This is a genomic window from Priestia sp. P1_B12_1 (assembly GCF_056406695.1).
In genome coordinates, this window is the sequence record NZ_JBFTZR010000001.1 from 859,108 (window position 1) to 880,892 (window position 21,785).

At 38.9% G+C, this 21,785-nt stretch carries 17 protein-coding genes and 1 other annotated feature; of the genes, 2 read left to right on the forward strand and 15 right to left on the reverse strand.

Features of this window, described 5'->3' with window-relative positions:
* Window positions 1–105: 105 nt before the first annotated feature.
* From AC1D0Y_RS04530 to AC1D0Y_RS04540, 3 genes are all read right to left on the reverse strand, one after another.
* Window positions 106–663 carry a DUF420 domain-containing protein gene (locus AC1D0Y_RS04530; RefSeq protein ID WP_013059351.1) on the reverse strand — a complete coding sequence of 186 codons (558 nt, stop codon included), beginning with the start codon at window positions 661–663 and terminating at the stop codon, window positions 106–108.
* A gap of 156 nt (window positions 664–819) precedes the next feature.
* The gene (locus tag AC1D0Y_RS04535; protein WP_028410560.1) at window positions 820–2,118 is read right to left on the reverse strand and encodes a bifunctional folylpolyglutamate synthase/dihydrofolate synthase; all 1,299 of its coding nucleotides are present in this window, start codon (window positions 2,116–2,118) and stop codon (window positions 820–822) included.
* Window positions 2,119–2,214: 96 nt separating this feature from the next.
* Window positions 2,215–4,857: a valine--tRNA ligase gene (locus AC1D0Y_RS04540; RefSeq protein ID WP_098331509.1), complete on the reverse strand. Its 2,643-nt coding sequence runs from the start codon at window positions 4,855–4,857 to the stop codon at window positions 2,215–2,217.
* 82 nt (window positions 4,858–4,939) lie between these two features.
* Window positions 4,940–5,184: a binding site (T-box leader), on the reverse strand.
* 230 nt (window positions 5,185–5,414) lie between these two features.
* On the opposite strand from AC1D0Y_RS04540, the gene AC1D0Y_RS04545 reads away from it, so the two are divergent.
* Window positions 5,415–5,612 (forward strand): hypothetical protein, encoded by a 198-nt coding sequence (locus AC1D0Y_RS04545; protein ID WP_013059354.1) that lies wholly within the window; start codon window positions 5,415–5,417, stop codon window positions 5,610–5,612.
* Window positions 5,613–5,623: 11 nt separating this feature from the next.
* On the opposite strand, the gene ysxE is transcribed toward AC1D0Y_RS04545, so the two are convergent.
* From ysxE to hemA, 8 genes are all read right to left on the reverse strand, one after another.
* Window positions 5,624–6,673, reverse strand: a complete 1,050-nt coding sequence (gene ysxE / locus AC1D0Y_RS04550; RefSeq protein ID WP_028410558.1) for a spore coat protein YsxE — start codon at window positions 6,671–6,673, stop codon at window positions 5,624–5,626.
* Between the two features lie 77 nt (window positions 6,674–6,750).
* Window positions 6,751–7,908, reverse strand: coding sequence for a stage VI sporulation protein D (gene spoVID / locus AC1D0Y_RS04555; RefSeq protein WP_098965617.1), 1,158 nt, complete (start codon window positions 7,906–7,908; stop codon window positions 6,751–6,753).
* A 147-nt stretch (window positions 7,909–8,055) separates the two neighbouring features.
* Window positions 8,056–9,345, reverse strand: a complete 1,290-nt coding sequence (gene hemL / locus AC1D0Y_RS04560; protein ID WP_013059357.1) for a glutamate-1-semialdehyde 2,1-aminomutase — start codon at window positions 9,343–9,345, stop codon at window positions 8,056–8,058.
* A 16-nt stretch (window positions 9,346–9,361) separates the two neighbouring features.
* Window positions 9,362–10,342 (reverse strand): porphobilinogen synthase, encoded by a 981-nt coding sequence (gene hemB / locus AC1D0Y_RS04565; RefSeq protein WP_014458109.1) that lies wholly within the window; start codon window positions 10,340–10,342, stop codon window positions 9,362–9,364.
* Between the two features lie 17 nt (window positions 10,343–10,359).
* Window positions 10,360–11,133 carry a uroporphyrinogen-III synthase gene (locus AC1D0Y_RS04570; RefSeq protein WP_028410556.1) on the reverse strand — a complete coding sequence of 258 codons (774 nt, stop codon included), beginning with the start codon at window positions 11,131–11,133 and terminating at the stop codon, window positions 10,360–10,362.
* Window positions 11,133–12,065: a hydroxymethylbilane synthase gene (gene hemC, locus AC1D0Y_RS04575; protein WP_016765662.1), complete on the reverse strand. Its 933-nt coding sequence runs from the start codon at window positions 12,063–12,065 to the stop codon at window positions 11,133–11,135. The genes AC1D0Y_RS04570 and hemC overlap by 1 nt, the downstream gene beginning before the upstream one ends.
* A 13-nt stretch (window positions 12,066–12,078) precedes the next feature.
* Window positions 12,079–12,912, reverse strand: coding sequence for a cytochrome C assembly family protein (locus AC1D0Y_RS04580; RefSeq protein ID WP_025750612.1), 834 nt, complete (start codon window positions 12,910–12,912; stop codon window positions 12,079–12,081).
* A 14-nt stretch (window positions 12,913–12,926) separates the two neighbouring features.
* On the reverse strand, window positions 12,927–14,267 hold the full coding sequence (gene hemA / locus AC1D0Y_RS04585) for a glutamyl-tRNA reductase (RefSeq protein ID WP_028410555.1): 1,341 nt from the start codon (window positions 14,265–14,267) through the stop codon (window positions 12,927–12,929).
* Between the two features lie 329 nt (window positions 14,268–14,596).
* Between hemA and AC1D0Y_RS04590 the strand changes: the two genes are divergently transcribed.
* Window positions 14,597–15,082 carry a LiaF transmembrane domain-containing protein gene (locus AC1D0Y_RS04590; protein WP_013059363.1) on the forward strand — a complete coding sequence of 162 codons (486 nt, stop codon included), beginning with the start codon at window positions 14,597–14,599 and terminating at the stop codon, window positions 15,080–15,082.
* Between the two features lie 93 nt (window positions 15,083–15,175).
* Here AC1D0Y_RS04590 and yihA read toward each other — a convergent pair whose 3' ends face one another.
* The 4 genes from yihA to clpX form a co-directional block, all read right to left on the reverse strand.
* The gene (gene yihA, locus AC1D0Y_RS04595) at window positions 15,176–15,763 is read right to left on the reverse strand and encodes a ribosome biogenesis GTP-binding protein YihA/YsxC (protein ID WP_013059364.1); all 588 of its coding nucleotides are present in this window, start codon (window positions 15,761–15,763) and stop codon (window positions 15,176–15,178) included.
* Complete coding sequence (gene lon / locus AC1D0Y_RS04600) at window positions 15,760–18,084, reverse strand: endopeptidase La (protein WP_028410554.1); 2,325 nt, start codon at window positions 18,082–18,084, stop codon at window positions 15,760–15,762. Before lon ends, yihA begins: the two co-directional genes overlap by 4 nt.
* Before the next feature lie 259 nt (window positions 18,085–18,343).
* Entirely contained in the window at window positions 18,344–20,011 is a 1,668-nt protein-coding gene (gene lonB, locus AC1D0Y_RS04605; RefSeq protein WP_013085136.1) for an ATP-dependent protease LonB, read from the reverse strand.
* A 152-nt stretch (window positions 20,012–20,163) separates the two neighbouring features.
* A complete protein-coding gene (gene clpX / locus AC1D0Y_RS04610; RefSeq protein WP_013059367.1) occupies window positions 20,164–21,429 on the reverse strand; it encodes an ATP-dependent protease ATP-binding subunit ClpX in 1,266 nt (421 codons plus the stop codon).
* Between the last annotated feature and the right edge of the window lie 356 nt (window positions 21,430–21,785).

Sequence of the window (21,785 nt, forward strand, 5' to 3'; positions counted from 1 at the left end):
TTCTGTATGCCTCCTTCCTTAAAACACACTTTTTATAGGTAATAAGGATTATACCACTAAAAAACAAAAACAGCATAAAAAAACGTCTGCAAAAGCAGACGTCTTTTAATAGTAAGGAGCCATAAATAAGTAGACAATTACACCTGTAAGACTTACATAAAGCCAGATTGGCATTGTCCATCGCACAATTTTTTTATGTTTTTCAACTTGCATTGTCCAGCCCCACACAAGTGCAAACAGTGCCAGCGGAACAATAATCGCTGCTAGGAAACTGTGTGTGATCAAAATGAAGAAGTAAATGGGACGAACGATTCCTTCTCCACCGAACGTAGCTGTTTCTGTGGAAATGTAGTGGAACGTTAAATATGAAACTAAAAAGAGCAGTGTGGAAGTGAATGCTGCTAAAATAAAACCTTTATGAGCATTGATATTTTTCCTGAAAATTGAAATCAACGCTGCAACTAAAAAAATAAATGTAAAACTATTCAAAATAGCATTTAACCGTGGAAAGATAGTCAAATCAAAACTTACTTTTCCTTGATAGCCAATATTCGAAAAGAATAGCAGTAAAATAATAACATTCGCTATCACTGAAAAGGTAAGAATAATACCGGTAAAGTTTTTATTACTTTTCGGTACAATTTTTTCATTATTCTTACTCATGTTAACAATCTCCTTATTTAGTGATGTACATGTTTATTATATATCACTTACCTAGGGGGTGAAAGTGACAATACTTTGAACTTAGTGCTTCCTTATTATCCGTATCCCTTCCTCACATTATGTTAAAAGCAGCAAGATGTCATTTGCTGCTTTTGCTCATTTTAGAAGAAAAGCCCGCACTTCTGATATAAAATACAGAGACCCTGTAATTACGACCATGTCTTGTTCCCCTGTTGCCTTTTCCTTTACGTAAGCAATTGCTTCTTTCCACTCCTCATCCATATGCTTATTATGATGAGTACTCATCTCATAAAGCTCCCCAGCTGCGCGAGCACGAGGAAAGTCAAACGACGTAAATGTAATACTTGCAGCGATTGTTTCAAGTTCTTGGACCATTCGATCAGCGCTTTTATCATTTAAGCAGCTGAAAACTAAATGAATGTTTCGATCTTCATAATGAAGGCGTAAAGTAGATAACAAGCTATCAATGCCTTCTGCATTATGAGCCCCATCAATAATCGTTAAAGGATGCTCATTTACTATCTCAAAGCGGCCGTTCCACTTTGTATGCTGAATCCCTTTTATCATTTGCTCATTGGAGATAGAAAGCTTTTTCTTTTCTTTTAAATAACAAACGGCCATGAGAGCCAAAGCTGCATTTTTCACTTGATGATAGCCAAGCATATTTAATTTCAAGTCTTCAAATATGCCATACGGCGTGTTTAACGCAAAGCCTTCCCCGTTTGCTAAGGGCTCATAGTTTTTAATGTCAAAATCTTTTCCTAATACAAATAACGAAGCCTGCTTTGACTTTGCTTCTTCAGTAATGACATCAAGCGCCTTTACTTGCTCTGCCCCAGTAATAATAGGGACTTCTTTTTTAATAATCCCCGCTTTTTCTGATGCAATTTCTTCTACCGTATCACCTAGTATTGCCATGTGATCAAATCCAATGTTTGTAATAATACTCACCATAGGATTCACAACGTTTGTTGAGTCATACCGTCCTCCAAGCCCTGTTTCAAACACAGCATAGTCAACTGACTCATGATAGCCGAAATAAAGAAAAGCCATGACTGTAATCACTTCAAATTCCGTTGCTGATCCTAAACTTGTATGTTCTAGTCGCTCCACAACAGGCTTTATTTCCTGAACAAGAGCGGTCATTGCTTCATTTGAAATAGGCTGTCCATTCACGCTGATCCGCTCATTAAATGTTTCGATATAAGGAGAAGTAAAGGTTCCAACTTTATACCCTGCTTCTTCCAACATGTTTCGCAAATAAGAAACGGTAGAACCTTTACCATTGGTCCCAGCAACATGAATAGCATTTAGATTTTGCTGCGGAAAATCAAGCTGCTCTAGCATCCATTCCATTCGTTCTAACCCCGGCTTGATTCCAAAGCGAAGTCTGTTATGAATCCAATCAAGCGCTTCTTCATATGTCGTTATCATCTTTTATTCACCTTTCTTTTCCATCGCTATTATTATGTAGAGAAAAAGCGTCGCTATACAAGCCACGCTTTTTCTGTTGGTTCATTAACCCATTGATTATCCGCGTAATTCAGCAATACGAGACTGAACAGCTTCGCGTTTTTCAACATAATCCTGCTCTTTTGCACGCTCTTCTTCTACTACTTTAGCAGGCGCTTTTGCAATAAAGCCTTGGTTGTTTAATTTCTTTTGTACACGTTCTACTTCTTTGTTTAACTTGTCGTATTCTTTTTCTAAACGCGCGATTTCTTCTTCGATATTAATTAAACCTTCAAGAGGTAAAATTAATTCTGCGCCTGTTACAACAGCAGTCATCGCTTTTTCGTCTAATGAAACCTCTGTTGAAATCACAAGCTCACTTGGATTACAGAAACGTTCTACATACGCACGGTTCTTTTCGAGCTGGCTTTGAATATTTTCATCTTTAGCTTTGATAAATAATTTTACTTGTTTGCTCATCGGCGTGTTCACTTCAGCACGAATGTTACGAACAGCACGGATAATATCTACAAGTAAACGCATATCGTTAGCTGCTTCTTTATCAGAAAGCTCAGGGCTTACTTCCGGCCATTTAGCTACTGTAATTGATTCGCCTTCATGCGGCAAGCTTTGCCAAATTTCTTCGGTAATAAACGGCATGAATGGATGTAAAAGTCGCATTGTGTTATCAAGTACATAAGCTAAAATTGAGCGAGTTGTCTTTTTAGCTGCTTCATCTTCTCCGTAAAGAGGAAGTTTAGCCATTTCAATGTACCAATCGCAGAAATCATCCCAAATAAAGTTATAGAGAATACGTCCAACTTCACCGAATTCATATTTGTCAGCTAATTTTGTTACGTGCTCAATCGTTTCATTTAAGCGCGTTAAAATCCATTTATCAGCAACAGACTTTTCGCCTGATAAATCAAGCTCTTCAAATGTGATGCCGTCCATATTCATTAATGCAAAACGAGAAGCATTCCAAATTTTATTTGCAAAGTTCCACGTCGCTTCGACTTTTTCAAAGCTGAAGCGTAAATCTTGTCCTGGTGAGCTTCCTGTAGATAAGAAGTAGCGAAGAGAATCTGCACCGTATTTCTCGATTACTTCCATTGGATCTACACCGTTACCAAGTGATTTACTCATTTTACGACCTTCAGCATCTCGTACAAGACCGTGAATGAGTACATCGTCAAACGGACGTTTACCCGTAAATTCAAGACCTTGGAAAATCATGCGAGATACCCAGAAGAAAATAATATCGTAGCCCGTTACAAGCACGTTTGTTGGGTAGTAACGTTTGAAATCAGCTGCATCCACATCAGGCCAGCCCATTGTTGAGAATGGCCATAGCGCTGAACTGAACCATGTGTCTAATACATCTGAATCTTGTTCCCAGTTTTCGATATCTGCTGGAGCCTCATGATCTACGTATACTTCTCCAGTTTCTTTATGATACCAAGCTGGAATGCGGTGTCCCCACCAAAGCTGACGCGAAATACACCAGTCGCGAATATTTTCCATCCAGTGTAAGTATGTCTTTTCAAAACGATCAGGCACAAAGTTTACTTTTTCTTCTTGTTTTTGAAGATCTACTGCTTTATCTGCTAAAGGCTGCATTTTTACAAACCACTGAGTTGATAAATAAGGTTCAACAACGGCGCCGCTTCGTTCACTGTGACCTACTGAATGCATGTGGTCTTCAATGTTGAACAATACACCGTCTTCTTGAAGGTCTTTAACAATTTGCTTACGGCAAGCAAAACGATCCATTCCTTCATATTTACCTGCTTTGTCATTCATCGTACCATCTTGATTCATCACTAAAATACGCTCTAAATTATGACGGTTTCCAATTTCAAAATCGTTCGGGTCATGAGCAGGCGTAATTTTTACCGCACCAGAACCGAATTCCATATCTACATAATCATCGCCTACGATTGGAATTTCACGACCTACAATCGGAAGGACAACCTTTTTGCCAATTAAGTGCTTATAGCGATCATCTTCAGGGTGAACAGCTACAGCCGTATCTCCTAGCATTGTTTCAGGACGAGTTGTTGCGATTTCGATATGTCCAGAACCATCTGCCAACGGATAGCGCATATGATAAAACGCACCTTGTACATCTTTGTAAATAACCTCGATGTCTGAAAGAGCTGTTTTCGTAGCTGGATCCCAGTTAATAATATATTCTCCGCGATAGATTAACCCTTTTTTGTAAAGCGTTACGAATACTTCGCGCACTGCTTTAGAAAGGCCTTCATCAAGCGTGAAGCGCTCGCGTGAATAGTCTAAGCCAAGTCCTAGCTTCGACCACTGCTGGCGAATAAAGCTTGCATATTCTTCTTTCCATTTCCACGTTTCGGCCACAAAATTTTCGCGGCCTAGATCGTAGCGGCTTTTCCCTTCGCTGCGAAGCTTTTCTTCTACTTTTGCCTGCGTTGCAATCCCCGCATGGTCCATGCCAGGAAGCCATAAAACGTCATAGCCTTGCATACGCTTCATACGCGTTAAGATGTCTTGTAACGTTGTATCCCAAGCGTGGCCTAAATGCAGCTTACCCGTTACGTTTGGGGGTGGAATTACAATTGTATATGGCTCTTTTTCAGGGTCATTTGTTGCTTCAAAAAACTTCCCGTCTAACCAATACTGATAACGATTTTCTTCAACGGCTTTTGGATCATACTTCGTTGGAAGAGTCACTTCTTTTTCAGACATAATGTATACCTCCATAATATAAAGTTTCAGTCTTTAGAAACTGTGTAAAGCTTTTATAAACATAAAAAAACTCCTTTCCTAATAAAAGGACGAAAGGAGTTGATTTCGCGGTACCACCTTTTTTTATAGACGTATCCCGTTTGATAAGCCTATACACTTCATTTCATAACGGTTGATTAACCGGCTTTTTCTACTGAACTATGCAGCTGTTCAAAAAAGCTACTCATAGGCGACATTCCGAGTGCACATTCTTAAGAAATCTCACAGCAACTGATTTCTCTCTCTGAAAGACGAACATCCCGTACTCTTCCTATTCACTGTATTTATGTATGAATTTCTCTTAATTATACTATATGAAAAAATGTTGAATCGTCAATAATCTTCTCCATTTTTTTATGATTATATTCATAATTTTTTTGTTCTGCTCTTTATTTTTTCATTCGCTCGCTAATTTTGGAAATAAAATGAAGAGCCAACTTAAAAAAATGGCACCATTTCTTTCTTTTTTCATATACTTACTTTAACCTGGGCACGTGGATTGAAAGGGGCATGTACAAATGAAGAAACGAATAAATGTAAATTCGTATCAACTGCAGCGGTGGCTCAAAACAGCAGGAGCGGCTTGTGGACAGTTTATTGTTCCTTTGACAATTTTTCAAGGTATACGTACACTATTTTTCCCTACAACCTTTGATGTACTGTTGTTGGCACTGCTTGCCATACTAGCGGTTGCTTTATATTCCGACTGGATTTAAAAACCCAAGCGCTATTCGTTCGCTTGGGCTTGTGCAGCTGCTTCCGCTGCCATTTTTTTTTGCTGATCTACTTCAAATATTTTAATATTGAGCTGTTCAATGTTTTTCGTCAGCCAGTATGCTCGAATAAATGACTGCATATGTTCAAGCTCTGTTTTACTTTCTTTATGCTGCCTATATTGAACGATACACTGATACAGGGGCTCTGGAAACGCCAAATAACTGTGTAAAAGCAGCCGTTCCTCTTCTCTGAGAGCAAAATGTTTTTCATACGTACTAAACCACTCATAGCTGTCATAGGTCGTTACTGGGTATGTGCGAAGAGTCCGAAAATAAAATGAGACTAAATCATAAATAGGTGAAGCATCTTTTGCATGTTCAAAATTAATAAAAAAACCATTTCCCCGCTCGTCATAGATAAAATGTTTAGCCGATAGCTTTCCATGAGAAGTAACCAGCCGGATCTTTTCCTTTTCTTCCATTTCATCGTTCCACTGATCGAGCTTTCCAAAACCAAATTCAAGCGCTCTTGTCATTTCATAATAAAACGTACAGTAATGCAATTCAAACGGGGACATATAGATTTTTTTCTCGCATTCTGCTACATACTGCTTCAACTCTTCCTGACGCTTTTCCCACGTTTCTTTCATCGATGTGTAATGATTTTCTATATCTTCTTTTTTCACTTCTACTTCCTGCGCCGAAGCGCCGTGAAGCTTAGCAAGCTCTTGAAATAATTTATGATATCGAATATCACGCTCTTCGGTCGGATTATTTGGGAGCCACGGCATTAAGTAATACGAGCCGCTTTCATCTGAAACAATGGGCTGAGAACGCTTCGTTTGATAAATAGGGACAAATCCCATCCATCCTTTTTGATAAACGTTCTGCAGCTTTTGAATGAAGTTTTGATTTCGTTCTTGATGATTCGCTATTTCTTTAAGCGCAAACACGCCGGTTTTCGTATAGACTTTTTTTACTTTTCCATAGTCTTCAATAAAGTCAACATCTAAGTCATATTCTTTTAACAATACTTTGTAGTCTGCTACTGTCCGCTGCATCTATATTCTCCTTCCTCGTAAAAAATAAAGAAAACAGTTAAGACATTATATGCGTCAAAACTGTTTTCTTTCCGACTTTAACGAACGGGAATATTTAAGATGCTTCCTTCTTCCAGCTCATATTCATCTTCTAAATTATTTACTCGTAAAATGTTTTGTACATTCGTATTATAGCGGTTTGCTATCGTATCAAGCGAATCTCCGTCTTGAACAATACAAAGCTTCCACGTTGAAAAAGCTTCTTCTTCCCGCGAAAAGAGCTTTGTTAAATAAAGGGCGTTTTCATTTCGGCCGCTTTCATTTTCTTCTTTCCGAAATTCAACAATAATCTTTTCCTCTTCTTGCTCAGCTTCTTCTTGCTCAGCCTCTCGTTGAACGTCAGCATACGTATTCAATTCACTAGCTTGCGATTCTTCGAAGCTTTCTTGCTCTTGACGAAGCTGAAACAGTTCAATCACATTGTCTTCTCTTTCTTCCTCGATTGGGGCCTCTTTTTTCACTTCGACTTCAAATGGTTCATATGCTTCCTCTTCATATTCCACGACCGGCTCAGCACGAGACTCTTTTTTAAATACAGATGAAAAATAACTAGGGGCCTCTTCTGAATGCTCTTCTTCAATAGCCTCTGCTTCTAAAAGTGCGGGAGCTTCACGATAGCTTACGTCAAACTCTTGTTCCTCTTGTTCCTCTTGTTCTTCTTCTTCTTGAGCAACGTTTTCAGTATATACCTCTTCAGCATCGTCCACTTCTTCATAGGAGACGATATGCTGTTCCTCCGAAAACTCTTCCTCTTCTTCTCGTTCTTCATGCTGTTCTCCGTACAATCCTGTGATGGACAAGTCTGCCATTAGCTGCAGCTGATTTGTGCCTGGCAATTCATAATCAAATAAATCAATAGATACATATACGTCTTCAATACTTTGAATACGATTTTTAGGAATGGTAATATCAACAGGAAATTGATGTGATAATTCAGCCGTTCCGTCTTCACGGACAGAGATAGATTGCACTTGATTCTCATTTGTATATTCTCGTAACGAGTGCTCTCCCTCGTACGTTTCGTATTCACCTGTTAATTGTAATGCTCCTCGAATAGACACGTATTGGTCATATTCTTGAATAGATACTTGAGGCTCTAAGGAGATAGACAAAAGTTGTGAGACTTCCTGTCCTTTTTGAAACCATACTGATTCTTCTACGGAAAAACGCAGACATGATAAATTATCCTGCGACAAATTGTTCTCCCCCTTCCAACACCCGCCAGGTAATAGCGCGGTCATTAAAGATGTATGAACAAATAAATTAAAATATGTCTTTAAAACTAAAAAAGCTTACGGAATCCTCCGTAAGCTTTGATATAAAAGACAATCTTATTTAGCTGTTTATCCACGCAACTTTGAAAAAGCTTTTTCAGCTGCTGCAATTGTATGTTCAATGTCTGCATCTGTATGAGAAGTTGATAAAAACATTCCTTCGAATTGAGAGGGAGGTAAAAACACGCCTTCATTAGCCATTTCACGATAGTAAGCTGCAAAATAATCTAAATTCGATGTTTTCGCTGTTTCGTAATTTATTACCTGTTCGTTTGTAAAGAAGAAACCGATCATTGAACCAGCTCGGTTTACGGTAAACGGCACATCATATTTTTCAGCTGCTGCCATCAATCCTTCTTCTAAGCGATCTGCTTTACGAATGAACTCATCGTAGGATTGAGGTGTCAGCTGCGTTAACGTCTCGTATCCAGCTGTCATCGCAAGCGGATTACCTGATAATGTACCTGCTTGATAAATCGGGCCGCTTGGTGCAACTCGCTCCATAATTTCAGCTTTACCGCCGTAAGCACCTACTGGTAAACCGCCACCGATTACTTTTCCTAAGCAAGTTAAGTCAGGCGTAATGTTGTAGTATCCCTGTGCACAGTTGTACGCTACGCGGAACCCTGTCATTACTTCATCAAAGATGAGCAGTGAGCCATATTCTGATGTGATATCACGAAGCCCTTGTAAGAAACCTGGCTGAGGCGGTACCACACCCATATTTCCTGCTACCGGTTCAACGATTACTCCGGCAATGTCATCTCCGAATTCTTTAAAAGCATATTGTACGCTTTCTAGATCATTGTACGGCACTGTAATCGTGTTTTTAGCGATTCCTTCAGGCACTCCTGGGCTATCTGGTAGACCTAACGTTGCAACGCCTGAGCCAGCTTTAATTAGAAGAGAGTCACCGTGTCCATGGTAACAGCCTTCAAATTTTAAAATTTTGTTGCGGCCCGTATAGCCACGTGCTAAACGCAGTGCGCTCATCGTTGCTTCCGTACCTGAACTCACCATACGAACGATTTCGATTGAAGGAACGCGCTCAATAACAACCTTAGCAAGCTCATTTTCAATTAATGTTGGTGCACCAAAGCTTGTACCAGATTCCGTTACTTTTTTTACTGCTTCAACTACTTGATCGTTGGAATGTCCGTGAATTAAAGGTCCCCATGATAAGACGTAGTCAATATATTTGTTGCCGTCAATATCGTAAATCGTAGCGCCTTTTCCTCGTTCCATAAAAATAGGATCCATATCTACTGATTTAAATGCACGAACAGGACTGTTTACTCCACCCGGCATTAATTGCTGCGCTTCTAAAAAAGCTGCTTTTGACTTTTCATAACTTCTCATGTGTAAGCCTCCTTAATTACTTGTCAGATAACCAGCGTGCTGCGTCTTTAGCATGATACGTTACAATTAAATCCGCTCCTGCACGCTTCATGCTAATTAATTTTTCAAGAACAATCTCTTTTTCATTTACCCAGCCGTTTTGAGCTGCCGCTTTAATCATCGAATATTCACCGCTCACATTATAAGCCACTACCGGTAAATTAAACGTATTTTTCACATCGCGCATAATATCTAAATAAGATAGAGCTGGTTTTACAATTAAGAAATCTGCTCCTTCTTCTACATCAGATTCTGCTTCTCGAAGTGCTTCTAAGCGATTAGCTGGGTCCATTTGATATGTTTTACGGTCTCCAAATTGAGGAGAAGAATGCGCTGCATCGCGGAATGGTCCGTAAAAAGCAGATGCATATTTAACAGCATAAGACATCACAGGAACATCTTCAAATCCAGCTTCGTCTAGACCGTGGCGAATAGCTGCCACGAAACCGTCCATCATGTTTGAAGGCGCAATAATATCCGCTCCTGCTTTAGCTTGACTAACCGCTGTACGCGCTAATAAGTCAAGGCTAGGATCGTTTAAGATTTTTCCGTCTTCAATTACACCACAGTGGCCATGATCTGTGTATTGACATAAGCATGTATCTGCGATAACAACAAAGTCTGGAAAATTTTCTTTAATTTGACGAATACCTTTTTGAACAATTCCGTGGTCATGGTATGCCTGTGAGCCGACCGCATCTTTTTCAGCGGGAACACCAAACACCATAGCTGACTTGATTCCTAAATCAACTAGCTCTTGGATTTCATCATTCAAGTAGTCTAAAGAAATTTGATCCACACCTGGCATTGATTTTACAGCATTTCTTTTTTGTTCACCTTCTACAATAAAAATAGGATATATAAAGTCTTCAGGATGTAAATGTGTTTCACGTACAAGCGCACGCATATTTACAGAATTACGAAGACGACGATGACGTGTAAATTGTAAATCTTTCATGTTAAAATCCTCCTTTATTATTCAAAACAACTAACCAACATATCTATCATACCATTTATTGTGTATGTGTTAGGAACAAGATGCTTAATTCCATATTCGCTCGCTGTCTGACTCGTAATAGGGCCGATGCAAACAACTTTGGTTCTATTTATAAGCTCAAGCCAATTCGGAATATCTTTAACTGACTCGACAAAAAATCTAACTGTAGAAGAACTTGTAAAAGTAATGGCATCAATTCCTGTTTCTACATGTTGCTTAACCAAGCGTTCAGAGCCTTGATTTCGAATGGTCTGATATACAACTAAATCCGTTACCTCACACTCTTTTAACCCATCTTTTAAAACAGAGCGGGCTAATTGTCCTCGTACAAGGAGAACTCGCTCGTGATGTGACACATTTGCTTTTAACGACTCAAGAAGTGATTCCGCAACGTATTCTTTTGGAACAAGTTGCACGTTAACATCGTGTTTTTCTAGCAATTTTGCGGTTTTTTCTCCAACCGCAGCCACTTTTAATCTTTTTAAAGCACTCCAACTGATATTTAACTCTTTTAGCCATTCAAAGAAAAAAGAAATGCCGTTTTGACTTGTAAAAACAATCCAATCAAAACAGTCAATCGACAGCAGGACATCTTCCACTTCTTTTTCATTGTTAGAACGTGCGAACGTGAGGACTGGTAAGCTCAAAGGTATGCCTCCAAGCTTTTTAATCTGTGCTGCAAATGAATGAGCCTGCTTCGCTTCTCTTGTAATCAAAACTTTTTTTAAAAAAAGAGGAGCCTCATGACTCATTATTTGTCCAGCTCCTCTTTTACACGGTCAATTAAAAGCTTAGCTCCTTGAGATGTTAAGCGCTCAGCAGCTTCTGAACCGATAGCAACGGGGTCTTTTCCCGTAATTTGCTCTTTGTAAATTGTTTTGCCATCAGGAGACGCGACTAGCGACGTTAGCTCAATGTTTCCGCCGTCCAATATACGCCCATAACCCGCAATCGGCACTTGGCATCCGCCTTCCATCTCTTTTAAAAATACGCGTTCAGCTCTAACAGCACGAGCGGTTTCATCATGATTTAGAGCTTGAAGAAGCGATAATAATTCATGGTCATTTTCTCGGCATTCGATAGCTAAAGCTCCTTGTCCTACAGCGGGAACGCTTATTTCCGGCTCTAGGTACTGAGTGACCGTATCTCTCGACCAGCCCATACGAGATAACCCTGCAGCTGCCAAGATAATTGCATCGTAATCTTCATTTTTTAATTTTTCTAGGCGTGTGTCGATATTTCCTCGAATCCATTTAATTTCGATATCTGAACGCATAGATAGAAGCTGTGCCCCTCGACGCAAGCTGCTTGTCCCAATCACAGCACCGCTTGGTAGCTCCTCAAATCGTTCACCATTTTTTGAAATAAGCGCATCACGATGATCTTCTCGTAAAGGAATACATCCAATCGTTAATCCTTCTGGCAAAACAGCTGGCATATCTTTCATACTATGAACGGCCATATCAATTTCTTCATCTAACATGGCTTGTTCAATTTCTTTTACAAAAAGACCTTTACCGCCTACTTTGGACAGCGTTACATTTAAAATTTGGTCCCCTTTTGTAACCATTTCTTTAATTTCAAACTCAAAAGGAAGACCTTGTTTTTTTAACTGTTCAATGACCCACTTGGTCTGTGTTAACGCAAGTTTGCTTCGACGAGAGCCGACAATAATTTTTCGCATGTTGTCCTCCTAATTACGAACCCCAAAAGTGAAAATTCGATAAACTGCCAAATAAAAAGAAATTAATAAGTAAGACTAAGAACAATCCAATATTCCACATTGCGATTGCCTTTCCTTGAATACCTCTACGCAGTCTAGCATACAAGTAAGCGCTGTATGCAACAAACATTAAAAATGAACCTAACACTTTTGTATCGTACCAATGAAAATCTACGTATTTAATATAAGCCCATATGATTCCTAAGATTAACGAAAGCAATAACAGCGGTACACCAATTAAAATTAATACATAGGACATGTAATCTAGCTTTGTTAAATCTTCAATTCTTAGCAAGCGCTTGCCCCATTTCTTCTTTTTCAATAAATTATACTGAACAAGATACAAAGCGGAGAAAACAAAAGAGACTGAAAAAGCGCCGTAAGATAAAATAGCCATGGTAATATGAATGATTAATAATTCTGACACAAGGCGCTCCGACTGGACAGCAGTGTATGTTTCAAGTGGAGCAAACGTATGAATAGCCATAATTAAGAAACCAATCACATTTGTAAAAAACACCATAAAATCAACGCGGAACAGGCGATTAATCACAAGTGAAAGAGTAATTAACACCCACGCGTAAAAATACAGCCCTTCAGAAACGGTAAGAATAGGAAACCTTCCCGTCTCAAACATTCGTAAAATTAAAAAGGCTGTTTGCAAAACCCACACAATAGAAAGTAACCAGAAGGCTATCGAGTTTGCCTTCCGGTTATTTTGTACAAAATCAATAAAATATAATAAAACGCTCGCGGCGTATAAAATCACAATCAATTCATAGATTCTGGTTAATTCCATATCAACCATTATTCAATCCTCACTTAAGACTGATAAGCTACTGAATGAGACGTAATCGATGTACGAAGCTGCTCTTCTTTTTCTTTTTGCAAAGCAACTTCCTGTTCAATATTAAAAATCTTCATGAACAGCTCTAAAGACTCTTCAGCATGTTTCTCTCCAGCCAATTCTTTCGCGTGTAAAATTGGATCGCGAAGAAGTTGATTAATTATACTTTTTGTATGTTTATTTAAAACTTTGCGCTCACGCTCAGATAAATCTGGGAGCTTACGATCAATGCTTTTCATCGTTTCAGCTTGAATGGCAAGTGCTTTTTGACGAAGTGCAGAAATAACAGGCACAACGCCTAATGTACCAAGCCAAGACTTGAAAGCAACAATTTCAGCTTCAAGCATAATTTCAATTTCATCCGCAGCTTTTTGACGCTCTTGCAAATTGGATTCTACAATCCCGTTTAAATCGTCGATATCATATAAAAAGACCGTCTCTAGCTCATCTAGTTCTGGATCTAAGTCACGCGGAACGGCGATGTCTACCATAAACAATGGACGACCTTTACGCGTACGCTCGGCTTCACTCATCATTTGTTTCGTTACTACATAATCATTAGCTCCTGTTGAACTAATTAAGATATCTGCTTCGCTTAAAGCATGTTGAAGATCAGCAAATGGTTTCGCTTCTCCAGAAAAACGGTTTGCTAGCTCTTGTGCCTTTTCAAATGTTCGATTCACTACCGTTACTTTTTTAGCTCCGCTGCCATATAAATTCTGTACGGCAAGCTGACCCATTTTTCCCGCACCAAGAATCAACACATGTTTGGATGATAAGTCTCCAAAAATCTTTTTAGCAAGCTCTACAGCTGCATAGCTGACAGAAACTGCATTCGCACCAATTTCTGTTTCATGATGAGCTTTTTTGGCTAATGTCACAGCTTGTTTAAACAGCTGATTAAAAACCGTTCCAATTGTCTCTTCTTCTTGAGCAAGCAAAAAGCTTGAACGCACTTGTCCAAGAATTTGTGTTTCACCAATCACCATTGAATCTAATCCACATGCTACTCGGTATAAATGTTCGATGGCTCCATCATTTTCATAGATGGTTAAATAAGGTGAAAACTCTTCTTTATCTATTCCGAACCATTCAGCTAAAAATGCTTTTACATAATAACGGCCCGTGTGTAATTGATCAACAACAGCATAAATTTCCGTACGATTGCATGTTGAAACAATGATGTTTTCCAAAATACTTTTTTGGCCGCTTAACGTTTTCATGGCAGATGCTAGTTCTTGCTCATTAAAACTAAGCTTTTCTCTTATTTCAACAGGGGCTGTTCGAAAGTTTAAGCCGACTGCTATAATATGCATTTGTACATACCCCCTATAATTGAAATGTGCTTATTTGTCCGAATTTGACGGGCAGTAACCCCTAAATTTCCAAAGAGCTACAGTGAGATAACTGCCCGTAAAATCCGGCGTTCTTTATTCTACTATTCGTAAAAAGCGGCGGACATTACACAGGTGTAAGCTTCGCCTTATCTCTAACTATTATAACATGTTCTATAAGTCATTCGAAAAAAAAATGTGAACAGTCTTTGAAAACATGTGTTAAGATATTAACTGTTATTCCGTAATAAATTGTATCAAAAAAGCAGCGTTTTATCACGTTTTCTGTTTTGAAACACCTGGAGGTTACTATGAAAAAGCAATCAATGTTTTTTGGTGTCTTACTAGTTGGATTTGGAATCTTTTTCTTACTGAATGAACTACATATGAGCATTGCAGCAAAGGTATACACGTGGCCTGTACTGTTAATTTTAATAGGAGCAGCCCTGTTAACTGAGTCTGCTTTATCTCAAGATCATTCAAACTTGCTTGCAAGCTACATATTAATCACTTTAGGTATTCATTTCTATGTAAGTGAACAAATTCCCTTTTGGCCTACGAATATTAGCATGGTCGTTTTTATGGTGGCCATTAGCTTTTTACTTAGTGCTAGAAAAGCCAAATCAGGCTTTTTCCAAGGCGGCACCCTTTTAATTATTGCCATTTTAATGATGTTTTCAGACCGTCTTAAACTATTTTTGCCAAAAGTTGAAGATGGCGTAAATTATTTAACAACCTTCTGGCCTATTTTATTGTTACTAGTTGGGCTATATTTATTATTTTTCAAACGAAAGTAATCTATGTAAACAAGTTAAAAAAATGGAACGTTTGACTCACTTCCTGTTAGAGTGATGATAAACGTTCCATTTTTTTAGATTCTATTCCTTTGTTCAGTGAGTCATGCGATACTGCAAAGATTTCCACGCTTTATCTTTTCCTTCACCTGTTTCAGATGAGAAATGAATTAATTCATCATTTGGATCTAAGTCCAGCGTTTCTCTCACTACTTTTAAGTGCTTTTGCCATTTTCCTTTAGGAATTTTATCAGCTTTCGTTGCAATAACCATAACGGGAAGGTCATGGTGCTTCAAAAACTCATACATCATAACGTCATCCTTTGAAGGGGCATGGCGTAGATCAACAATCATTAACACAGCTTTAAGCTGCTCACGATTTGTTAAATACGTTTCAATCATTTTCCCCCATGCTTCACGCTCTTTTTTAGACACTTTTGCAAATCCGTAGCCAGGTACGTCTACAAAGTGAAGGATTTCATTAATTAAAAAGAAGTTAAGCGTTTGAGTTTTTCCGGGCTTAGACGACGTACGCGCTAAGCTTTTGCGATTGAGCATCTTATTAATAAAAGATGATTTTCCTACATTTGAACGGCCTGCTAACGCAAACTCTGGCAGGTTTTCTTTAGGATATTGTTCAGGGCGTACGGCACTGATAACAATATCGGCTTGAGTTACTTTCATTTTACCTCTCCTACTAGCGCATGTTCCAATACTTGGTCCACATGTGACACAAGAACGATGTCTAATTCCTCTTGTACACTGTCAGGGATATCTTCAATATCACGTTCATTATCATGAGGGATTAATATTTTAGTTAATCCGGCACGATGTGCACTAAGTGACTTTTCTTTTAAACCGCCGATTGGTAATACGCGACCTCTTAGTGTAATTTCTCCTGTCATTCCTACTTCTCTACGCACTGGTTTACCCGTTAGTGCTGATACTAGAGCAGTGGCAATGGTAATTCCTGCAGAAGGTCCATCCTTTGGTACAGCTCCTTCTGGAACATGGATATGAATATCATGTTTTTCATAAAACTTTTCATCAATTCCTAGTTTCTCTGCATTTGAACGCACGTAGCTAAATGCTGCCTGAGCTGATTCTTTCATCACGTCTCCAAGCTTTCCGGTTAGCACTAGTCTTCCTTTACCAGGGGACAAGCTTACTTCAATGGCTAGCGTGTCTCCTCCTACAGTTGTGTAAGCAAGACCTGTAGCAACGCCGACTTGATCTTCCGTCTCAGCCTGTCCGTAACGGAACCTAGGCTTACCAAGGAATTCTTCAAGCGTTTTGGCCGTCACCACCACGCGTTTTTTCTCGCCAGAGACTACGATGCGAGCTGCTTTTCGACAAATGGAAGCAATTTCGCGTTCAAGGTTACGAACACCAGCTTCTCTCGTATATAAACGGATGATTGCTGTTAACGCGTCATCACGAATCTGCAAATTGCCCTTTTGCAATCCGTGATTTTCTAGCTGGCGCAGCAATAGGTGACGCTTCGCGATTTCAAGCTTTTCCAGCTCCGTGTAACCAGCAATTTGAATAATTTCCATTCGATCGCGCAGCGGCCCCGGAATCGTAGCTAAGTTATTGGCTGTAGCCACGAACATCACTTTTGATAAATCATACGTTTCTTCTATATAGTGATCGCTGAAATTATGGTTTTGTTCAGGATCCAATACTTCTAACAAAGCAGAAGACGGGTCTCCACGGAAATCATTTGACATTTTATCGATTTCATCAAGCAGAAATACCGGATTAATCGTTCCTGCTTTTTTCATTCCTTGAATAATGCGTCCAGGCATAGCTCCCACGTACGTGCGACGATGACCGCGGATTTCTGACTCATCTCTCACGCCGCCTAGAGACACTCGTACAAAATGACGATCTAGAGACGTGGCAATTGAACGGGCTAGGGAGGTTTTCCCTACGCCAGGAGGTCCTGCTAAACATAAAATAGGGCCTTTAAGAGATTTTGTCAACTGCTGCACAGCTAGATATTCTAATACGCGTTCCTTCACTTTTTCAAGGCCATAGTGCTCATCGTTCAGCACTTGTTCAGCATTATGAATATTGAGCGTATCTTCCGTTTCATTTGTCCAAGGTAGCGCAATCAACCACTCGATATAATTTCGAATGACTGAGCTTTCAGCGGAGGTAGCAGGAATTTTTTCATAGCGATCCAATTCTTTAAACGCCACTTGTTTGACATGGTCCGTCATCCCACTTGCTTCAATTTTTTCGCGAAGTGTTGCTACTTCTCCTGTCTTTCCTTCTTTGTCTCCAAGCTCTTTTTGAATCGCCTTCATTTGCTCACGAAGATAATACTCTTTCTGAGTGCGTTCCATTGATTTCTTTACACGCTGTCCAATTTTTTTCTCCAGCTGCAGAACTTCTTGCTCGTCTTGAATATGAGAAATGATCGTATTTAATCTTTCCTTCACATCAGTTATTTCTAAAATTTCTTGTTTGAGCTGAATTTTTATTGGTAGATGAGAGGCTACAATATCCGCTAGTCTTCCTGGTTCTTCAATGTCGCTTACCGTTGAAAGAGTTTCAACGGACACCTTTTTGGAAAGTTTTATGTATTGTTCGAAATAGTCTAAAAGCGTGCGCATCAGCGCTTTATCTTCTACATCAACCTGATGTTCTTCGTTTTGCTTTTCCACGTGCACAACAAAATATTCTTCGCTGTCTTCAAATTCTGTAACGTTTACGCGATTTAGTCCTTCTACTAAGACACGCATCGTTCCATTCGGCAGCTTTAGCATTTGTTTAATTTTTGCTAACGTCCCAGTTCTATATAAATCCTCTTTTGTTGGTTCATCAATACCCATATCTTTTTGTGATACTAAACAAACTAAGTGATCATCCATCATTGCTTTTTCTAATGCTTGCACAGATTTATCTCGCCCAACATCTAAATGAAGCACCATTGTCGGATAGACGATCAAACCTCGTAAAGGCAATAGCGGCATTGTCAATTTTTCTTTTTCTGCCATGCAATGAACACCTCCAATGCTCGTCAATTAAAGTATGTAAAGTGTGAATTCTTTTAACAATTTTATCTCATTTGTATACACATGTCTAACAATAGTAATTACTAATTGTACCATGAGAAAGAATTAAAAGGCAAAATATATCTTTTTAAGCTCTTTTCATAAAAAAACGCCTTTTTCGTTGGCTGTGTATAAAGGTTTTATACGCGAAAAAGGCGATGAATATTCATCTGACCATTAATTTTTAATTATCATGATAGAATTAGCTAGATTCTCTAGTTGAAATAGCTGGATCTACCGACAAATGTGCAACATGCTCATGCACAGACAATAGCGCTTGTTCAAACACCTCTGTTAAATGATGGACAGGAATAATGTCGATACCTTTTACCTTTTCTACCATTGCATTCATATTTTCTTTTGGCACAATTACCGTCTGAACGCCTGCTTGTTTTGCTGCCTTGATTTTTGGAATCACGCCGCCAATTGGCTTTACGTTGCCGTGCAGACCAATTTCTCCTGTCATTGCTACCGTATGTTTAATTGGCACTTCATAAATCGCTGAGTAGATACCTGTTGCCATAGCAATACCCGCAGAAGGTCCATCAATCGGAACGCCTCCCGGAAAGTTTACATGAATATCATACTCATCGGCAGGAACATCCATTGAGCGAAGAACCGTTATGACATTTTCAATTGAGCTTTTAGCCATACTTTTACGACGAATAGACTTCCCTTGAGTCCCTATACTTTCCTCTTCAACGATACCCGTAATAATAATGTTCCCTTTCTCTTTTGCAGGAATCGCTTTGACTTCAATTTCTAAAAGTGCTCCAGAGTTGGGCCCGTACACAGCTAATCCATTAATAAGTCCCACTTTTTCCTCATCTGCAATTTTCGGATCGTGTCTTGGAGATAGTTGACTAGAATGAACAATCCATTCAATATCTTCATTTTTAATATCCGTTCGTTCCTCTGATATCGCTAATCCAGCCGCAATTTGCATCATATTAACCGTTTCACGTCCATTGCGTGCATATGTAGAAAACAGAGATAAACCTTCTTCTGATATATCCATTCTTACTTTATTTGCTGCTTTTTTTGCAACTGTAATAATTTCGTCGCGATCAAGCTCACGGAAAAATACCTCTACGCATCTGGAACGAATGGCAGGCGGAATTTCATTAGGTGTTCTAGTCGTCGCACCAATCAAACGAAAGTCTGCTGGCAAACCATTTTGAAAAATATCGTGAATATGTGTCGGGATTTGTGTGTTTTCTTCGCTGTAATAGGCGCTTTCCATAAATACTTTTCGATCTTCTAGAACCTTTAACAGCTTATTCATCTGAATAGGATGGAGCTCTCCAATTTCATCAATAAATAAAATTCCCCCGTGTGCATCTGTAACCGCTCCTTGTTTTGGCTGCGGAATTCCAGCTTGGCCCATGGCACCTGCTCCTTGGTAAATAGGATCATGAACAGACCCAATTAAAGGATCAGCAATGCCTCGCTCATCAAAACGCGCCGTAGTTGCATCTAACTCTACAAATACAGCCGATTGTTTGAAAGGTGATTTTTTATTTTTTTTTGCTTCTTCTAACACTAAACGTGCTGCTGCCGTTTTTCCTACTCCAGGCGGACCGTATACAATCACGTGCTGTGGATTAGGACCGCAAAGGGCAGCCTTTAGTGACCGAATTCCATCCTCTTGTCCGACAATATCGGAGAAGCTAGACGGCCTTACACGTTCGGCAAGCGGCTCAGTTAAAGAGATGGCTCTCATTTTCTGCAATTGCTCCATTTCTTTCTTTGAATCCCGGTCAATTGAGACTTTTTGCGTACGCTGATTGCGTAATAAATTCCAAAAATATAAGCCAATGATGATACCAAAAAAGAGTTGGACCATTAAGGCAATATTCGTCCAGTTCATAGATAAACCTCCTGCGCAGTTTAGTAAGATAATTATCAGTTATTATCTCCCTGCAGCAGTAGGAATAAACAGGATTCTAGTAAAAAGTAAAATTTAGTTGTGCTTCATCACCAGAAAAAAGCCGGGTACTCAAATTGAGTACCCGGCTTTTTTTATGCTGATGTTTTGCTGCCTTCTTGAATAGTAGATCCGTCTTCTAATACGAACTTAGGAGCCGCTTGATCACGAACAGTTTCACCTGTGATAATACATTTTGTAATATCATCACGTGAAGGAAGATCAAACATTACATCTAACATAATACCTTCAATGATTGAACGTAGACCACGAGCACCTGTTTTACGCTCGATAGCTTTTTTAGAAATTTCTACTAAAGCCTCGTCTTCGAACTCAAGTTCAACGTCATCAAGTTCAAGCATTTTTTGATATTGTTTCACTAGTGCATTTTTCGGTTTTGTTAAAATCTCAACTAGCGCTTCTTCATCAAGAGGCACTAAGCTAGCAGTAACCGGTAAACGACCAATAAACTCTGGAATTAAACCAAATTTCAATAAATCTTCCGGTAATACTTTTGCTAGTAACTCTTTTTCTGTAAAGTCTTGTTGTTTTGTTTCTGAACCGAAACCAATTACTTTTTTACCTAGACGACGCTTAATAATAGGTTCGATTCCGTCAAATGCACCACCGCAAATAAATAAGATATTTGTTGTATCAATTTGAATAAATTCTTGATGAGGGTGTTTACGTCCACCTTGAGGAGGAACGCTTGCTACAGTACCTTCTAAGATTTTAAGAAGAGCCTGCTGCACACCTTCACCTGATACATCACGTGTAATAGATGGGTTTTCAGACTTACGCGCTACTTTATCAATTTCATCGATGTAGATGATACCTTTTTCAGCTTTCTCCACATCGTAATCAGCTGATTGAATTAATTTTAATAAGATGTTTTCAACATCTTCTCCTACATAACCCGCTTCTGTTAGAGATGTTGCATCTGCAATCGCAAACGGTACGTTTAAAATACGAGCCAATGTTTGAGCTAGTAAAGTTTTACCGCTTCCTGTAGGTCCAATTAATGCAATATTACTTTTTGATAACTCAACGTCATCAATTTTACTGTTTGAATTGATTCGTTTGTAATGGTTGTATACCGCAACGGATAACGATTTTTTCGCATCCTCTTGACCAATTACATACTCATCTAAAATGTCACGAATTTCTTTTGGTTTTGGTACATCTTTAAATTCTACTTCTTCTTCTGTACCTAACTCTTCTTCTACGATTTCCGTGCAAAGTTCAATACATTCATCGCATATGTAAACACCTGGACCCGCAACTAACTTGCGTACTTGTTCTTGTGTTTTACCACAAAATGAGCATTTTAACTGCCCTTTTTCATCGTTAAATTTAAACATAATTTTCACCCCTTGTAGTATTTACTAAAGTGCTCGAAGCTGATTTCTATCCGCGCTATAGCCCAACAACATGAACAACTCATCTATTTGTAGGTAAATGCCCCTCTTTATCACATAGTAAAAGCGCTATGAAAAGATTTGTATTGCATTTTACCATACATTTTCTTGAATAGATACTAAAACGTTTTATGTATATGTTGTTGATGAGCATAACAGAATGGAGATCTGCTATTATATAGTGTCCTCTTATTGGGCCTATTTCATAACCACGGATTTCAAACAATGGGTTAAAGCTGCTTCTACGGTGTTGGTTATGATATAAAAAAACTATTGAAGTTTATAAAACAAGGCACGAT